This window comes from Alishewanella maricola (assembly GCF_016343785.1).
GTDB lineage: Bacteria > Pseudomonadota > Gammaproteobacteria > Enterobacterales > Alteromonadaceae > Alishewanella > Alishewanella maricola.
The window spans coordinates 105,259-120,434 of sequence record NZ_JAEINI020000006.1; the positions used below are offsets into that span (position 1 = coordinate 105,259).

General features: G+C 45.3%; 13 protein-coding genes and 1 pseudogene. 9 read left to right on the plus strand and 5 right to left on the minus strand.

Features of this window, described 5'->3' with window-relative positions; translation table 11 throughout:
• Nucleotides 1–4: 4 nt before the first annotated feature.
• The 8 genes and pseudogenes from JAO78_RS10895 to JAO78_RS10925 all read left to right on the plus strand — a co-directional run bounded on the left by JAO78_RS10895 (nucleotide 5) and on the right by JAO78_RS10925 (nucleotide 9,577).
• Nucleotides 5–1,270 carry an efflux RND transporter periplasmic adaptor subunit gene (locus tag JAO78_RS10895; protein WP_226751382.1) on the plus strand — a complete coding sequence of 422 codons (1,266 nt, stop codon included), beginning with the start codon at nucleotides 5–7 and terminating at the stop codon, nucleotides 1,268–1,270.
• The gene (locus tag JAO78_RS10900) at nucleotides 1,263–1,943 is read left to right on the plus strand and encodes an ABC transporter ATP-binding protein (RefSeq protein WP_226751383.1); all 681 of its coding nucleotides are present in this window, start codon (nucleotides 1,263–1,265) and stop codon (nucleotides 1,941–1,943) included. The genes JAO78_RS10895 and JAO78_RS10900 overlap by 8 nt, the downstream gene beginning before the upstream one ends.
• Nucleotides 1,933–4,308: an FtsX-like permease family protein gene (locus JAO78_RS10905; RefSeq protein WP_226751384.1), complete on the plus strand. Its 2,376-nt coding sequence runs from the start codon at nucleotides 1,933–1,935 to the stop codon at nucleotides 4,306–4,308. The genes JAO78_RS10900 and JAO78_RS10905 overlap by 11 nt, the downstream gene beginning before the upstream one ends.
• 127 nt (nucleotides 4,309–4,435) lie before the next feature.
• On the plus strand, nucleotides 4,436–4,561 hold the full coding sequence (locus tag JAO78_RS16785; protein ID WP_255654572.1) for a hypothetical protein: 126 nt from the start codon (nucleotides 4,436–4,438) through the stop codon (nucleotides 4,559–4,561).
• 583 nt (nucleotides 4,562–5,144) lie between these two features.
• Nucleotides 5,145–5,753, plus strand: coding sequence for a hypothetical protein (locus JAO78_RS10910; RefSeq protein WP_226751385.1), 609 nt, complete (start codon nucleotides 5,145–5,147; stop codon nucleotides 5,751–5,753).
• Between the two features lie 1,000 nt (nucleotides 5,754–6,753).
• Nucleotides 6,754–8,217, plus strand: coding sequence for a cell division protein ZapE (zapE, locus tag JAO78_RS10915; RefSeq protein ID WP_226751386.1), 1,464 nt, complete (start codon nucleotides 6,754–6,756; stop codon nucleotides 8,215–8,217).
• A gap of 119 nt (nucleotides 8,218–8,336) precedes the next feature.
• A pseudogene (locus tag JAO78_RS10920) lies at nucleotides 8,337–8,450 on the plus strand (IS5/IS1182 family transposase); the annotation flags it as partial.
• A gap of 554 nt (nucleotides 8,451–9,004) precedes the next feature.
• Entirely contained in the window at nucleotides 9,005–9,577 is a 573-nt protein-coding gene (locus JAO78_RS10925; protein ID WP_226751387.1) for a hypothetical protein, read from the plus strand.
• Nucleotides 9,578–10,169: 592 nt separating this feature from the next.
• Here the strand turns inward: JAO78_RS10925 and JAO78_RS10930 are convergent.
• From JAO78_RS10930 to JAO78_RS10945, 4 genes are all read right to left on the minus strand, one after another.
• Nucleotides 10,170–10,337 carry a hypothetical protein gene (locus JAO78_RS10930; RefSeq protein WP_226751388.1) on the minus strand — a complete coding sequence of 56 codons (168 nt, stop codon included), beginning with the start codon at nucleotides 10,335–10,337 and terminating at the stop codon, nucleotides 10,170–10,172.
• A 151-nt stretch (nucleotides 10,338–10,488) separates the two neighbouring features.
• Nucleotides 10,489–11,691, minus strand: a complete 1,203-nt coding sequence (locus JAO78_RS10935) for a GGDEF domain-containing protein (RefSeq protein ID WP_226751389.1) — start codon at nucleotides 11,689–11,691, stop codon at nucleotides 10,489–10,491.
• A gap of 321 nt (nucleotides 11,692–12,012) precedes the next feature.
• The gene (locus tag JAO78_RS10940; RefSeq protein WP_226751390.1) at nucleotides 12,013–13,068 is read right to left on the minus strand and encodes an alkene reductase; all 1,056 of its coding nucleotides are present in this window, start codon (nucleotides 13,066–13,068) and stop codon (nucleotides 12,013–12,015) included.
• Nucleotides 13,069–13,097: 29 nt separating this feature from the next.
• Complete coding sequence (locus JAO78_RS10945) at nucleotides 13,098–13,427, minus strand: ArsR/SmtB family transcription factor (protein ID WP_226751391.1); 330 nt, start codon at nucleotides 13,425–13,427, stop codon at nucleotides 13,098–13,100.
• 239 nt (nucleotides 13,428–13,666) lie between these two features.
• Here JAO78_RS10945 and JAO78_RS10950 point away from each other — a divergent pair, with 239 nt between their 5' ends.
• Nucleotides 13,667–14,035: a PH domain-containing protein gene (locus JAO78_RS10950; protein WP_226751392.1), complete on the plus strand. Its 369-nt coding sequence runs from the start codon at nucleotides 13,667–13,669 to the stop codon at nucleotides 14,033–14,035.
• Between the two features lie 98 nt (nucleotides 14,036–14,133).
• Here JAO78_RS10950 and mtnA read toward each other — a convergent pair whose 3' ends face one another.
• Entirely contained in the window at nucleotides 14,134–15,162 is a 1,029-nt protein-coding gene (gene mtnA / locus JAO78_RS10955; RefSeq protein ID WP_226751393.1) for an S-methyl-5-thioribose-1-phosphate isomerase, read from the minus strand.
• Nucleotides 15,163–15,176: the final 14 nt, after the last annotated feature.

A 15,176-nucleotide genomic window follows, 5' to 3' on the forward strand; every position in this document is an offset into this window, starting at 1 on the left:
CAGAGTGTCTTTACAGATCCCGCAAAAACACGCTCTTTGGCATCAACTCAGAATGGTTACGCTGTGGTTAGTATTAGCCATTTTTTTATGCTGGCTGATGTTTTATTCGTGGCAAAAGCTGGTGCAAAACCAGCAACCCGCTCTTAATCTTGCGGTAGTGGATATCGGCCCCGTACTGGAGTTTGTTGCAGGTCAGGGTCGATTACTCCCTCGATATAATCATAGTGTTATGGCTGAAGTTGACGGCGTGATTCAAACACTGCACCTTTACCCAGGTTCAGCAGTCAAGCAAGGTGATCTGTTAATCAGTATGCGCAACCCGTTATTGGATCGGGAAAAAGAACGAGCCGAATTAGCGGTATTAGAAGCTCAAGCCGCAATGGAAGCGGCCACCGCGCGGTTAGAACGAGAAAAAATCACTTTAGAAAATGAAGTGGCGATGCTTGAAGCCGAAATACGCTTTGCCGAACAAGAAATGCACACCTTACAAACCCTACTTCAACAACAAATTATTGCTCGATTGGACTATCTGCGCGTTCAAACCAAACTTGAACAATCTAAATTAAAGCATACATTAAGTCAGCGAAATCTCAGCGCCTTTCAACAAGCACGGCAAGCAGACGAAAATGCACACCATTACCGTTTGTTAGAAGCCCAGAAGCAACTCGCTATGACTGAATATGATATACAACAGTTACAAATTCGAGCCGATAGCACTGGCCTACTAAACGAGTTAAGTGAGCAAATCGAAGTAGGCAAACCGATAAGGCGCGCAGATATTGTGGCGCAAATTACTGATCCGTCAACGCTTTATGCTGATATTCTCATCGCTGCCAGCGAGGTCAATAAGGTGCACCCAGGGCAACAAGTACAGGTACAAATTCGGCAGCAGCAAATGCAAGGCCAGATTATTCGGGTACATCCCAGCGTGCAACATAATCAAGTTAGGGTTGAAGTTCAGTTACCAGAAATGCTGCCTGACAATGCCCGAACAAATTTAGACATCAGCGCCAGAATTATTATTGCAGAGTCCCATCAAGCACTGCGAGTCACACCGGTGTTAGGTATCCGCCAAGGGCAAACAGCTTTAAACGTCTTTGTTAAACACGGCGAGTATTTCCAGCAACGGCAAATCACCATTGGCTCTAGAAGCCAAGATTACATGGAAATTCTTGATGGCTTAAAGGTAGGTGAGCAACTTCTCCTTGACCCGCCAAGCCACCTGCAAAGCCAAGAGCAAATTAGTCTGAAGGAGCTAACGCGTGGCTGAGTTAATTCGCTTAGAGCAGTTAAGCCACAGCTTTTGGCAAGCCAAACAAGAGCATCCTATTTTAAAAGGCATTTCAATGTCGATTAATGATGGTGAAACCGTGGCGATAACAGGCCCATCTGGCAGCGGTAAATCTACATTACTTTCTATTCTTGGTTTACTCGATACGGCTAGCTCGGGCCAGTACTATTTACGCCAGCAATCTGTGAACACGCTTAATCGTCAACAAAAAGCCCAGATCCGTAATCAACACCTTGGCTGGATATTTCAAAACTTTAGCCTGATTGGTGACATGACGGCACTTGAGAATGTTGCACTGCCACTGCGTTTTAATACTACCGTACCGAGTAGTCATTACCGCGCAACTGCCGAAGCGGCTTTAATCAAAGTCGGCTTAGCCGATAAACTTAATGCATTACCCGCCGAACTGTCTGGAGGACAACAGCAACGTGTGGCAATTGCCCGTGCGCTCGTTAGCCAACCCAGTTTAATTTTAGCCGATGAACCTACCGGTAATTTAGACACCACAACCGGACAAAGCATCGTAAACTTGCTATTGCAACTGGCTGCAGAAGGCACAACAGTGGTGCTCGTTACCCATGATTTGGCAATCGCTAAACAATGCCAGCGAGCGATCCATCTGGTGGATGGTTGTCTGACTGATGCACAATAATCCTTTACGCTTTCAATTATCGATAGAATGGCGCTATTGGCAGGGTCAACGCTTTAAATTACTGTTTTTACTTTGCAGTTTTAGTATTGCGACAGCCGTTCTGACCTTACTATTACAATTAGGTAGCGCGCTATTTAGTGCACCGCCAGCTTGGTCGAACCCAGTAGGGAATATCTACACCCTTGCTCAGCAACATCATGATAAAAGGCTAGCGCCAGTTCATCTGCAAGCTATTGATATCGCCTCTCAAACACCCGGCATAATTGACTATACGTGGTTTTCACTAGAACAAAACCGTTTCGCTATCGCATCACTGCCTGAGCAAGAGTTGCAAGTATTGTTTTATGCTAACAACTTTGCAGCCACGCTTGGCATTGCCATGCTGAACCACTCTGAAACGGAGGCAGGAGTATGGCTCAGTGAACGCTTCTGGCGAGAACAAACTAATCGTTCAACGACCATCGTTGACTCAACACTTTTCCATCCTCGTTTTAACGGCCCTGTGCCTATTCTTGGCGTACTACCCGCCGCACTAAACCGGATTGGACCACACCAACCAGATATTTGGTTACCAGATAACTTTAAACGTTTTTTAACGCCGTTTGCTGCAGACTCTGGCGTTATGCTCGATCGCTTTTTAAAAGCAGCACCGTTTTACTATGGGTTACTGTTTACTAAACAATCATTAGCCGCAACGGAATTAACTCAACACTTGCGCCAACAAGACCTGACTGTGCCTGGCATGAACATGGCCAGAGACGGTTCAAAACTGATGGTGTTAGAGGGTTTAACGCTGGATCCACCCGCACAGAAAAAGCTGCAGCAACAATGGCAACTGGCCTTGGTGTTGTTGGTCGGTTTTATGCTGGTGTTAAGTTTTAATACATTAGCGATTTTTACTAACCGCTTAATTCAACAACAAGAAAACTATCGCATTCAACTGACGCTAGGGGCCAATCTATATCATTTATTACAAGGTCCATTACTGCTGTTCTCTGTCATGCTTATAAGTGTCGCGCTGTGTTCTTGGCTGATATTAATTCTGTTACATGACGTTTTAATGCAGCAAAACAGTTACCTCGTCATCGTGGGTGAGCAAGGCCTACCGCTAGATAGTTTACGCTGGTTAGCTGCACTGACCTTAATTGCTTTATTGCTGCTGTGCTGTACGTGTTTTCCTTTGCTACGTCTTAACAGGCAAGCGCTGTTTAGTCGCAAGGTAGGTCAATCGCGAAGTTTCAGCCAAAAATTACTGGCGCAAATTAATTTAAGCAGCCAATTACTGAGCGCTGCAGTAGCACTAGGTTTTTTACTTAACCTCGGTTGGCAGCAATGGCAACAATTTTACGATAATGCGCTAGACGATAACGTTGTGGTATTACAGGTGAAACAACGTGGCCAGGGGGTGGATGTATCAGCATTAGTGCAAAACACTTTGCCACAACTTAAAGCAGAAGATATTGCTTTTGCATTAACCCCCTTTAGTGGCCAGAACATGATAGAAATCCAAGATGGCCGCTTAGACAATCCCATCGCGGTGCAATTGCAAATTGTCAGTGGTAATTACTTTTCTCGACTGGGGCTAAGCTTAGTACAAGGTGAAATAGATTGGTCGCAAGGCGTGATCATCAACCACAGCTTAGCGCAATTTTTAGGCAAACAACCTGGAATACCTCTTCAAGGCAGCCAGCTTGATCTCGGTGGTCTACTTGGGCGCCATGTTGTTCAAGCAACTGTTGACAACTTACCGCACCAAGGGCGCAGCCAAAGCCCAATACCGACAATTTATCTGCATATCAATTCCGCTGCTTTGTGGGCAGCATCCAGCCGTACCATAGAGTTTTATTACCCTAAACAGTTGCAAGCTACTATTAGCCTAGGTTTAACCGATTGGTTATCGCAACAGATGTCGCAACCTGAGTTTGCCGCGCAACGTAAAGTATCTGATTTAGTCGCTCAACAAGATCGAGCCAATCGATATATCCTAGGGTTCAGTGCAGTGATCATCATCACTGTACTTTTTACGATTTTTTTTAGTTTATATTTTCAAATCCGCAGCCGCATTACCTTAGAACAGCAAGAATATGCTGTACTACTGGCTCTGGGTGCTGAAGATTGGCGCTTGATATTTCGTGCTGCCAGTCAAGCTTTGACCGCAGCCATTATCAGCCTGCCTTTTGCGTTTGCATTACTTGTTTGGTTGCTCAGCCCAGCTGGCTGGCTAAATAGTTTCTCGATTGCGTTATTACCCGCTCTATTAATATTGGCAAGCTGTCTTATGCTGGTCTTAGTGTTAATAGCAGCAACGCTACCTATCATCAGGTTATTGCGCGCCCCCATTTTTTTATTATTGCGTTCGCTGTAGTTTAAAAAGCGCTAAGCAGACCAAGCGCATTTATAAAAACAGATTATTAAGCGGCAAGCTGATTTTTTGCTTTTTTACGCGGCAAAACCAAGCTTATCGCTATAGTGCTTGGCAACGCCTAAGTGAATTGTTAACGGCAGAAGATTTTGACACCATCAGCCACGATATTACCTTAGAGCAAGTGGTCACGACCGCGAACGACCTGCTGCAAGGTAAAGTACGCGGCCGAGTTATTGTGAAAGTTGCTGAGTAATGCTTAGCGTTACATTGATAACCTGCCCGCTTTTGCGGGCAGTTTTGATTTAACAGCAGCGAAATAATTCGCCTGCATCACTGAGTTTAATTAATAAAAAATTAAACCCCTACTCTCTTGCCTAAAAGTATTAAATAGCTGCATTGAGCGAACAACAGAAATTTCTGCCGCATCAAAATGTCTATGCGCATGTCCGCAATTACTCATTAAATGAACCACTTTTTCGCCGTTGGCGAGTAACTTTCTTTTGTCTCGCCAAAAGAAAGTCACCAAAGAAAATTCGACCCACGTTGCAGCGAAAACGTAATGGGGTTTAAAAGGACTTCAGCCTTTGGAGTATTTCGATTTAAGATTATTACTGATTTGAGCGATTATTGGACGTTCAATGGAATTTTGTCCCACCCTAATAATCCCGATTGAGGATGCACTTCATAACACCTGAGTACTTTTTTAGTTTTAACACTAGCTAGCATTAATATGGATCATAAGTTAATTGTTGACAGATCTTATTAGTTTTGTGAATGTGCATGCGTATTTAGGGATATTAACTTTGAAAATTCTACATCGCCAATGGATATCTAAAATGAAAGATTCATTTTTTTATACTCTGATTTTGGTACTAGTTTTTTTTGCAGGGGCTGTAACAGCTTTCTCATGGGATATATCTCTTAGTAATTTAGCAAACTACGCGTCAATTTTGTCTGCCTTAATATCTCTCGGAGCTGTCATATTTGCAGTTCATACAGTCAGTGTGTGGAAGAAGCCTCTTAAACTAGAAATTATACTGGAAAATACTTTGATCGGCAGAAAGTTGTATAGCCACCTGACTTCGCTGTCTGTCCAGATTTTTGAGTCACTTGATGAAAATATAGACGTTCAAGAAAAGGTTTTTTCAAGCATTACCAAAGAAATCGATGCCAACTCAGGTTTACTCGATCAGGTATTATTCAACAGATACACCCTGACACATCAAAAAACCGCAAGTTTTCTCCGTATGGAACGAGCTGCCATGTCTTTAAGTTTCGCTATGTACGACCTTGGAATAATAACCAAAAGACATTATCCAGCTACTGATGAAGTCTTAAATAATCGATTAAATCAAATTCGAGACTCAATCGACTCTTTCATAATTTTGCTTAACGACCATCGAAAAGACTTACAAGCTCAAGTTGAGAGTTTAAGCGTACAATAACCGTACTACCTGCACTGTTTCATATAGAACGATAAATTGCCAAGTCCGCTATTGTCACAAACAAGCTATTCAGCTAAGCGAATACCGCTCTGGCTTTAATTCCCCTTAGAGCGAGCCGACTGATCATCGTTGGCCAAGGTTTTAAGAAAACGGGTGTTTGAGTGCGGCGACGGTAGCGCCGCGCGAGTTACGTTTTCGCCTTGGAAAGCGCATGAGCAGTAGGGCTTTCGAGCGGAAGTGGGGTCGCATTTTCTTTGGATACTTTCTTTTGGCGACGCAAAAGAAAGTGTCTCGCCAACGGTGAAAACGTTAAGCTCTGAAAGCTCGGCATCTGATAGCATTCAGCAAAAAAATGCTTCAATTTGATAAAAATGATTTAGCTGACTTAAAAAAGATTCGAGTAAGTAAAGCTCTTCACTCTAAAAAAAGCTAATAAATACCTTATAGATCTTGCTTACTTTGTTGATTCAGTATTTAGTTATTGCTCTCATCCTGGTAACAGTTTACCTGATATTGAACACTCTAAATTTCTTTGCCCAGTGTTATTCAAACGGTATTTTAGCTAGGTGCGTTTAATACATAACAAACGCATTAAAATGGACGCCTAACAGTTGGCTGGCGCTCATTCTTCGCTAAGTTTAGCCAACTGTTAGCCGCCATTTATGCGGAGCGTTAGGCAATTAATCCCATGCACTTTATTAAATGCTCAACCTTTTTTGCTTTGATTTTTGTCGTGGTAGCGATTCCATTTCCGATAGATTTGTTAACTGAGAAAACCGGGGGCAGATGAAGGTTTCTTGATTAATCTTCATCCGACCCTAATATCTCTTATACATTTTCGCAACTCATTGAAGATCTTGGGGAAACCGACGAGGTAAATTGCGAATAAGTTCCTAGACCTGAGACAATCGAAAAAAGCGGGAAGAAGCGGACTTGATCGTACTTTCCTTACCATGTTGATAAACTCATCAACTTGATGATGAAGACGGTGATGAAGAATATGGCAGCACAACATCGCGTTGCTCGGCGGTCCCTCCCGACAGGCCCCGTGACAGCGGCGTATGAACGCAAGGTGGATGCGGAGGAGGTGCGACGAGATGACGCGCAAGTCGCTCTGGCGGCAAAACTCGATGCCCTGCACGAGTCTCTTACCTCGCTCCCACCAGTACCCGTGCGCACCGACAGACCGACAGAGAGCAGCTCTACAAGCAGCAGTCCGCTGTTACTGTTACTGACGCGATCCTTGGCATCCGCTCAGTCCTTTCTTCGAAAGAAATTCCATTTGTGGTCTTTTGGTCCACCACCGCGAGGCATGTACATTCATGGACCGGTCGGGGTCGGCAAGAGCTTTCTAATGGATCTCTTTTACGCGTCGGTTAATGTTCCTGATGATTCTTGCTGTAATAATGACAGCCACAGCTTCAAACACGTAAAAATTACCAAACGCCGCGTCCACTTTCATGAATTCATGCTAGACGTCCATCATCGAATCTTTGTCTACAAACAGAAGCACCCACGAGATGATGCGATACCCATCATTGCGCAGCAATTGGCACAGGAAGCCCAACTCCTCTGTTTCGATGAATTTCAAGTAACTGACGTTGCCGATGCCATGATTTTAAAACGACTTTTTTTATTATTATTGGATTGGAATGTCGTGGTGGTGGCCACCTCGAATCGCTCCCCCGATGCCTTGTATAAGGGAGGCATTAACCGATCCCTCTTTTTGCCATTCATAGACATGTTAAAACACACGTTCGACATTATCTCCATGGAGGATTCCGCCAAGGATTATCGACTCGAAACTCGAGCTGATGGTCAATCCTATTTTTGGTCAAACAAGGATGTTCACGGCGATAATAATAGTGATAACAACATGCAGGCGCAGTTGAAAGAAATATTTGGTAGCACTGCATCCGGAACTGAGGCCGAGGCCATTCACGTTCCCTTCGGTCGCACCGTCCAGGTCGCCCGATTGAATGACCGGTGCGCCTGGTTTGACTTTTCCGAGTTATGCTACCAACCACTCGGCGCGGCTGATTATATTTCCCTCTGCGACCGATTTCAGGTCCTCATCATGGACCAGGTACCGCAATTAGACGTCAATCACCTCGACGAAGCGCGACGATTCGTGACCCTCATTGACGTGTGTTATGAATCTCGCACCCGCTTGGTGCTAGCGGCAAAAGTCCCACTCGATGAATTATTTGTCGAGTTTGACGCGCAAGTTGAAAGCAGTGATGGAAATGAAGAGTTGTTTGTCAGTGAAAAGGGGGGAAACTCGAGTTCCTTTGCGACGACCATGATTCGCACCAAAGAGGGTGAACAATTTGAATGGTCGGCGACGGGTCGAAGTGGCGTGTCACTGGCACAATTATCAGCCGCCAATGATCTCGCCTTTTCCTTTCGACGAGCCGCGTCTCGGTTGGTAGAAATGGGTGGAAAGGAATGGGGACGGCAATGACGAAAGCGCTTTACCTTGCAAACCATTGAAACTATGGCAGATTTTTACCTAGGGAACATGCGTATAAGTCCCTAATATGAAATAATCTGCCACAAATGATAACTCATAAAGAACGCATCATGAGCCATCAACTTACTTTTGCAGATAGTGAGTTTTCCAACAAGCGTCGTACAACGCGTAAAGAGATCTTTTTATCACGGATGGACGCTCTGTTGCCTTGGCCTCAACTCCTTGCGGGAAAACCGGGGTCAGATGAAGGTTTCTAGATTAATGTTCATCTGACCCTAATATCTTTTACGTTAGCCACGAGTAGGATATTCCAAGTGTGGGAACAAGCTTTAATCGCAGCCATCATCAGCCAGCCCTTAGCCTTTGCATTACTCGTTTGGCTGCTCAGCCCAGCTGGCTGGCTGGCTAAATAGTTTCTCGATTGCATTAATACCTGCTCTATTAATTTTGGTAAGCTGTCTTATGCTGATCTTAGTGTTAATTGCCGCAACGCTACCTATCATCAGGTTATTACGCGCCCCCATTTTTTCGTTATTACGTTCGCTGTAGTTTAAAAAGCGCTAAGCAGACCAAGCGCATTTATAAAGACAGACCATTAAGCGGCAAGCTGATTTTTTGCTTTTTTACGCGGCAAAACCAAGCTTATCGCTACAATATAGGTGATGCGGCTGGAGCCACTTCCCAAATAAGAGATATTGCTAAGATGGCTGGTGGAGTGCCAGTGGTATAGGTCGAGTCAATAAGACTGAACGAGACTGAGAAAAAAAGGGAGTAAATCGTGCAAAAAATCCCAGCGATGCCTAAACGCTCTAAAACTATGGCTTGGTTAAAACGCTTGCCTGTGCCATTTCAAATTATACTAATCGCTGTGTTGTTGTATTTAACGTGGCATTTCAGGTACTACACTGATGGCGTCGATAAGGCTGAATTAACAAAGGTAGAGGGGACTCTATACTCGTTTAGGTGTAATTCTAGAATATCTGGCCCAGACGATATTATTTTGTTTACGTCTTTTAAGGAAAAGGAGATTTGGTTCCGAGGTTGGCAAAAGTGCAAGAACTTATCAGAAGCCATTAAGTACTCTGATTCTCCACAACAAGTCGTTTTTTATACGAAAATTACAAAAGGCAGTTTCAGCACTAACACTGATGGTGTTTTAAGGATTTATGCAGTTGATTTGGCAAATCCAAATAAACCGTTAATTCATCCGGTTAGAGGCTTAGGCATTCATTACAATCCTAATCCTTTTAGTCTAGCTTTTTTCTTTATTGCTCTGGCATTAATAGAGTCATTAAGAGAACGTTGGATTGACTACAGAGCTAGTGTATCGACTGAGTCGCGGAAAAAATAACCGCACTGGATTTTTCCATTCACAACTCATTGCAAACCATTAAAAGCCTAACATTGAAGATGATTCAGATAGGGCTTTAATTAAGATAGTTTTTCAGATATACGTCGTCGAACAAGCGTGACATTTGGTTTAAGTATTGCCCGCTGTAAGATATAAAGCAGTCTTTGCTGATGACCCCGTGAAATGTCCGCTTTGCACAAACAAACTATTTACCGCTCTGGCTTTTATTACCCTTAGAGCGTGCCGATTGATCATCGTTGGCCAAGGTTTTAAGAAAACGGGTGTTTGAGTGCGGCGACGCAGCATAGCGCGAGTGATGTTTTCGCCTTGGACGGCGAATGGGCAAACGGGCTTTCGAGCGGCGTGGGGTCGATTTTCTTTGGATACTTTCTTTTGGCGACGCAAAAGAAAGTATCTCGCCAACGGCGAAAACGTTAAGCATCTTAGGGTCTTGGTATCTGACTGCGAAGCTATCTTTATTCTCTCGTCAGGCGCTATTACACATCATAAGCTAATCGCTGCAGTCCTTAGTTTTTATCGCCATAGCAGCAAGATCTTAAGGGATGGCGTCCGATTAATCTCACCATCAAATCTAATCTTTCTTGAGCAGCGCTGCGAAAAGTACATAAAAAACTGTGGCTAATACCGCCAGCAAAGTGGCTTTCATACCTAATGTCATCTCTGGGGAAACCGCAGTTAACAAAAAGTATGACGCGGTTATGGCCAGTGCAGTAAGTATGGCTAGTAAATTTTTTTTCACAGTATATCCCCCTTCTTAAGATTCAGGTGTTACCACCTGGAAGTTGAAAGTTTAGACTGTAAATTCGTTACCGACTTGAAAAATTTGCACCCTAAGCAACTGCAGGTTAAACACTCAGTTTTAACCAAAACAACGCCCTATACCGCTGTTATCAGCTAGCAAACGCCACTTTATTACGCCCGGCTTTTTTCGCTTTATAAAGAGCTTCATCGGCGCGTTTTAGTAATTGCTCGGTATTTTCACCGCTATTGCGCAAGGCGCAACCTAAACTGATGGTGACATGCACGGTTTTGTTTGCGGCGGCACTGCCGCGTTGTTGCTTGCCATCTTTACTGACTGTTGGCCGCTGTTGCTGACGGATCACCAATGGATACTCTGCCACGGCTTCACGCACTTGCTCTAGCTTTTCAGCCAGCTTTTGTTGATTGTTATGATGAAACACCAAGGTAAATTCTTCGCCGCCATAACGATAAGCCGTTAAACCCGACTGATTAGCCATAATCGAGCCAAGCAACTTAAGCACCTGATCGCCAACATCATGGCCATACGTATCGTTAAATTTTTTGAAGTGATCAACGTCTAGCATGGTCACCGCACTGCGTTTACCTAAGCGACTTAAGTGGTTCAGCAGCGCTCGCCGCTGGGGTAATTGGGTTAGTTCATCAATATAAGCTAAGTGCAGCATCTGACTGGTTAAACTGAGCAGTAAACTTAAACCTGCCGCCAGAGTGACCCAACCGGCGGCTTGCTCAAACAAGATAAAGGGATAACACAGCATCACCGCTAACCACGCAGCAAACTGCCCCCAACGCTGGCCATTAGCACTATGATAACTGAGCATGCTTAACCAGCCAGTCGCCACTAAGGCCATCCACCAAAGGGTGCCCCAATTAATAGCAACGCTGTCAGAAACCGGCTTTAAAAACGTTTCCGGCAGGGATAACTGCGTCACAATATCAGCAATCGGTAATACCAGCATGGCGGGCGGTGCAAACAGTATGACAAGCAGCAGGAACACGCCTGATAGCGTGCTAGGTTGTGGTTTAGGTTTTAATTGCAGTAACACAAATAACAAGGTGATCAGCAATGGCAGTAGCATCGCTATTGCTGCAAGTTGCTCACTGGCCAGTACCATTTCAACCACATAATAATGACTAGCTAACAATACGGCACTGTACAACCAATGCCATTGCCGCATTAGCACCGCCAGCCCAGCGGTTAACAGCAACATCGCATACACTAACACAGGAAATAACTGGCTGATCGCGGCAGCCTGTGGCGCAAACTGCCAGTGCACCAGTAACAGCGTAAAAAGGGGGGATAACAAAAATAACGGCATCAAAAGTAAACCCATAACAGGGTGCGAAGCGCACAACAGAAACTCTTCGGTGCCTTAGATAAGGCCATTGGTTGGGTGAGCCTTAGCCAACCGCTACCCTGCCTGATTTATACAGATAGTCATAAAAAGCCGCAAGCTTTCCGAAGCATGCTGGCAACATTTTGGCTTTCAATAAGATTTAGCAAGGTTTAAAGCCGTTATTTGCACTCATTGAGTAACACATGCGCTTAACACGCTCGCTGCAATAGCGATAACCCCAGCGCAGTTGAAAACAATAAAAAAGAGCAGTGCCCTTGCGGCAACTGCTCTTAACTTACACCGTAACGTGAGGGCTAATTACTGAGGCAGAAACGGATAATCGGTGTAACCCTCAACACCACCGCCATAAAACAAATCAGGCTTAGCCTCATTCAGAGGTGCATCTTGCTGCATCCGCGCCACCAAATCCGGGTTGGCAATATAAGGCACACCAAAGGCCACCGCATCGGCAATGCCCTCAGCCAACGCTTTATTTGCAGCCGCCTTATCAAACTTCTCATTACTAATATAGACACCGCCAAAGAGCTGTTTCAGCTTGGGTCCTAAGCTATCCGCAGCTTGCGCTTCGCGACTACAGATAAAGGCAATACCACGCTTACTTAATTCGCTAGCGACATAACCAAAGGTATCCGCCCGCTGCGAATCGCCCATGTCATGCGCATCTGCGCGCGGTGCTAAATGCATACCCACGCGTCCTGCGCCCCACACTTCAATCACGGCATCGGTTACTTCCAGCATTAATCGGGCACGGTTTTCTAGGCTGCCGCCGTAATTGTCGGTGCGCTTGTTGGTGCTGTCTTGTAAAAACTGGTCCAGTAAATAACCGTTTGCACCATGGATCTCAACGCCATCAAAGCCCGCTAACTTCGCGTTTTCAGCACCTTGGCGGTAAGCCGCGACAATGTCAGCCAGTTCTGCGGTTTGCAGCGCGCGCGGCGTAACATAGTCTTTTTTCGGGCGCATTAGGCTAACATGCCCTTTGGCAGCGATGGCGCTTGGCGCCACCGGCAGTTCACCATCCAGATAATGCGGATCGGAAATACGGCCCACATGCCATAATTGCAGCATAATTTTGCCACCAGCCTGGTGTACCGCCGCAGTGATTTTGCGCCAACCGGCCACTTGCTCGGCTGACCAAATACCAGGCGTATCCGGGTAACCTACGCCCATTGGCATTACTGAGGTCGCCTCGGTTAAAATTAAGCCCGCACTGGCGCGCTGTGTGTAATATTCCACCATTAAATCATTGGGTACGCGCCCGGCACTGGCGCGACAGCGGGTTAACGGTGCCATAATAATGCGGTTTTTTAGCTGTAAATCGCCCACTTGAATAGGATCAAATAAGGTTGGCATAGTGTTGTCCTGTGCGTTAAAAAGAGAAATTAAAGCTCGGCGCTAAGTTGCAACAAAAATTGCTGCATCAGCGCCTCGTTACGTTTGAAAAAATGCCATTGCCCAACTTTCTGGCTGGAGATGATCCCAGCACGCTGCAGCGTGGCGAGATGCGCCGATACCGTACTTTGCGACAAGCCGGTTTGCCGCTCAATTTTGCCAGCACACACCCCTAAACTCAGTGGATGTTCTTGATCAGCAAAATACTGCTCTGGGGTTTTTAACCAGATCACCATATCGCGGCGCACCGGGTGCGCCAGCGCTTTGATCATGTCGTCCAATTGCTTGGCTGTGAGCGGTGTTGTTGAAGTTGTCGTCATCAGGCATACGTTTATTTATATATCGCGATAAGCCGATATATGTAGACCACATAAACCGATTTCAAGGGGGCAAACACAAAATGATGCCAAGATGGCAGCACGAACCGGCTTAACGCTTTTTCAATAGCCACCAGCACGAATAAAAGCAAATAAACAAAGCCACATTAGCGTTATTGCATTGTTTATTCTAAGCTGTCATTTTTAGCTTGTTGACCAAACATCGCTAACAAGGATATTTCATGATCGATTTTAATAATAAAAGCGTCTTTAAACTGAAACAAAACAACGAGTTTGCTGAAAAAGTCACGGCACTGTTATTAGACGATGAAACCGTGATCGATTCGTATAAATCGATGCGTGACGGCGTGGTATTCACCAATAAAAGAATTATTGCAGTAAATGTGCAAGGTATTACCGGCAGCAAAAAAGATTTTACCTCGCTACCCTACAAAAACATTGTGGCTTACTCAGTAGAAACGTCGGGCACTTTCGATCTCGATTCTGAGCTAGAAATTTATTTATCTTCAGTCGGTAAGGTAAGATTTGAGTTTACTGGTAGTACTGCCATTGTTGACATTTCAAAGCATATTTCGCTGAGCATTCTGTAAAAAAATACCGGTGTTGCCACCCTCAACCTCGGGCGGCTAACCGGTATTTTGGCGAGTTATCGTTATACGGGGTGGTAAATACTTGGCCGCTATAAGCATTAACCAAATAACTGCTGCAATACCCCCGCGGCAATATCTTGTTGGCTGTAAACCCCGGTATCTAACACCCAACCAGTCACTAAATTGGCAGGCGTGACATCAAAAGCGGGGTTAAACACCGGTGCTTCCTCGGGTGCCCACAACGTTTGACCAAAAGCGCCACTGACCCCGCGTACCTCATCGGCATTTCGTTGTTCAATAGGGATGACACTGCCATCGGCACAGGCTAAATCGACGGTGGTATGCGGTGCCACTACATAGAAGGGGACTTGATGATAGTGCGCTAATACTGCCAGGCTGTAAGTACCCACTTTGTTGGCAAAGTCACCATTGGCCGCGATACGATCTGACCCCACAAAAATGCGATCGACCTGCCCGCGCGCCATTAACATCGCGGCCATATTGTCGCAAATTAGCTGATACGGAATACCCAATTGCTGGCACTCCCAGGCAGTTAAGCGACCACCTTGTAACAGTGGCCGCGTTTCATCTACCCACAGCCGAATATTTTTGCCTTGTTGATGCGCTAAATTAATCACACCTAGCGCCGTACCGACACCTGCGGTAGCTAAACCACCGGTATTACAGTGGGTTAATAACTGTTCATTCGGTTGCACTAAGGCCGCACCGTGCTCTGCCATCAGTTGACACAACGCCACATCTTCCGCAAATAATGCTTCGGCGCAGGCGACCGTGGCACTGACAAAATCCGTGTGCTGAATAGCCTCAAGCATGCTATCTAAGTTATTCATTAAATTAACCGCCGTTGGCCGTGCGGCCCGTAATATTTCGGCGTCTTTTTGCAATTGCGCTTGGCTATCGCCCTGAGTTGCACGATAGGCTAATAATAAACTGGCACCAATGCCGATAGCCGGTGCGCCGCGTAATTGTAAACGCTGGATCAACGTCACCATCTGCGTTACCGTTGTGCAATGCAGCCATTGCTGTTGATGGGGTAATAAGGTTTGATCTAAAACGTATAGCTCTCCCTGATGCGTTTTCAGACTAAGTGCAGACAAGTTTTTCATAGCTTATTCCTATT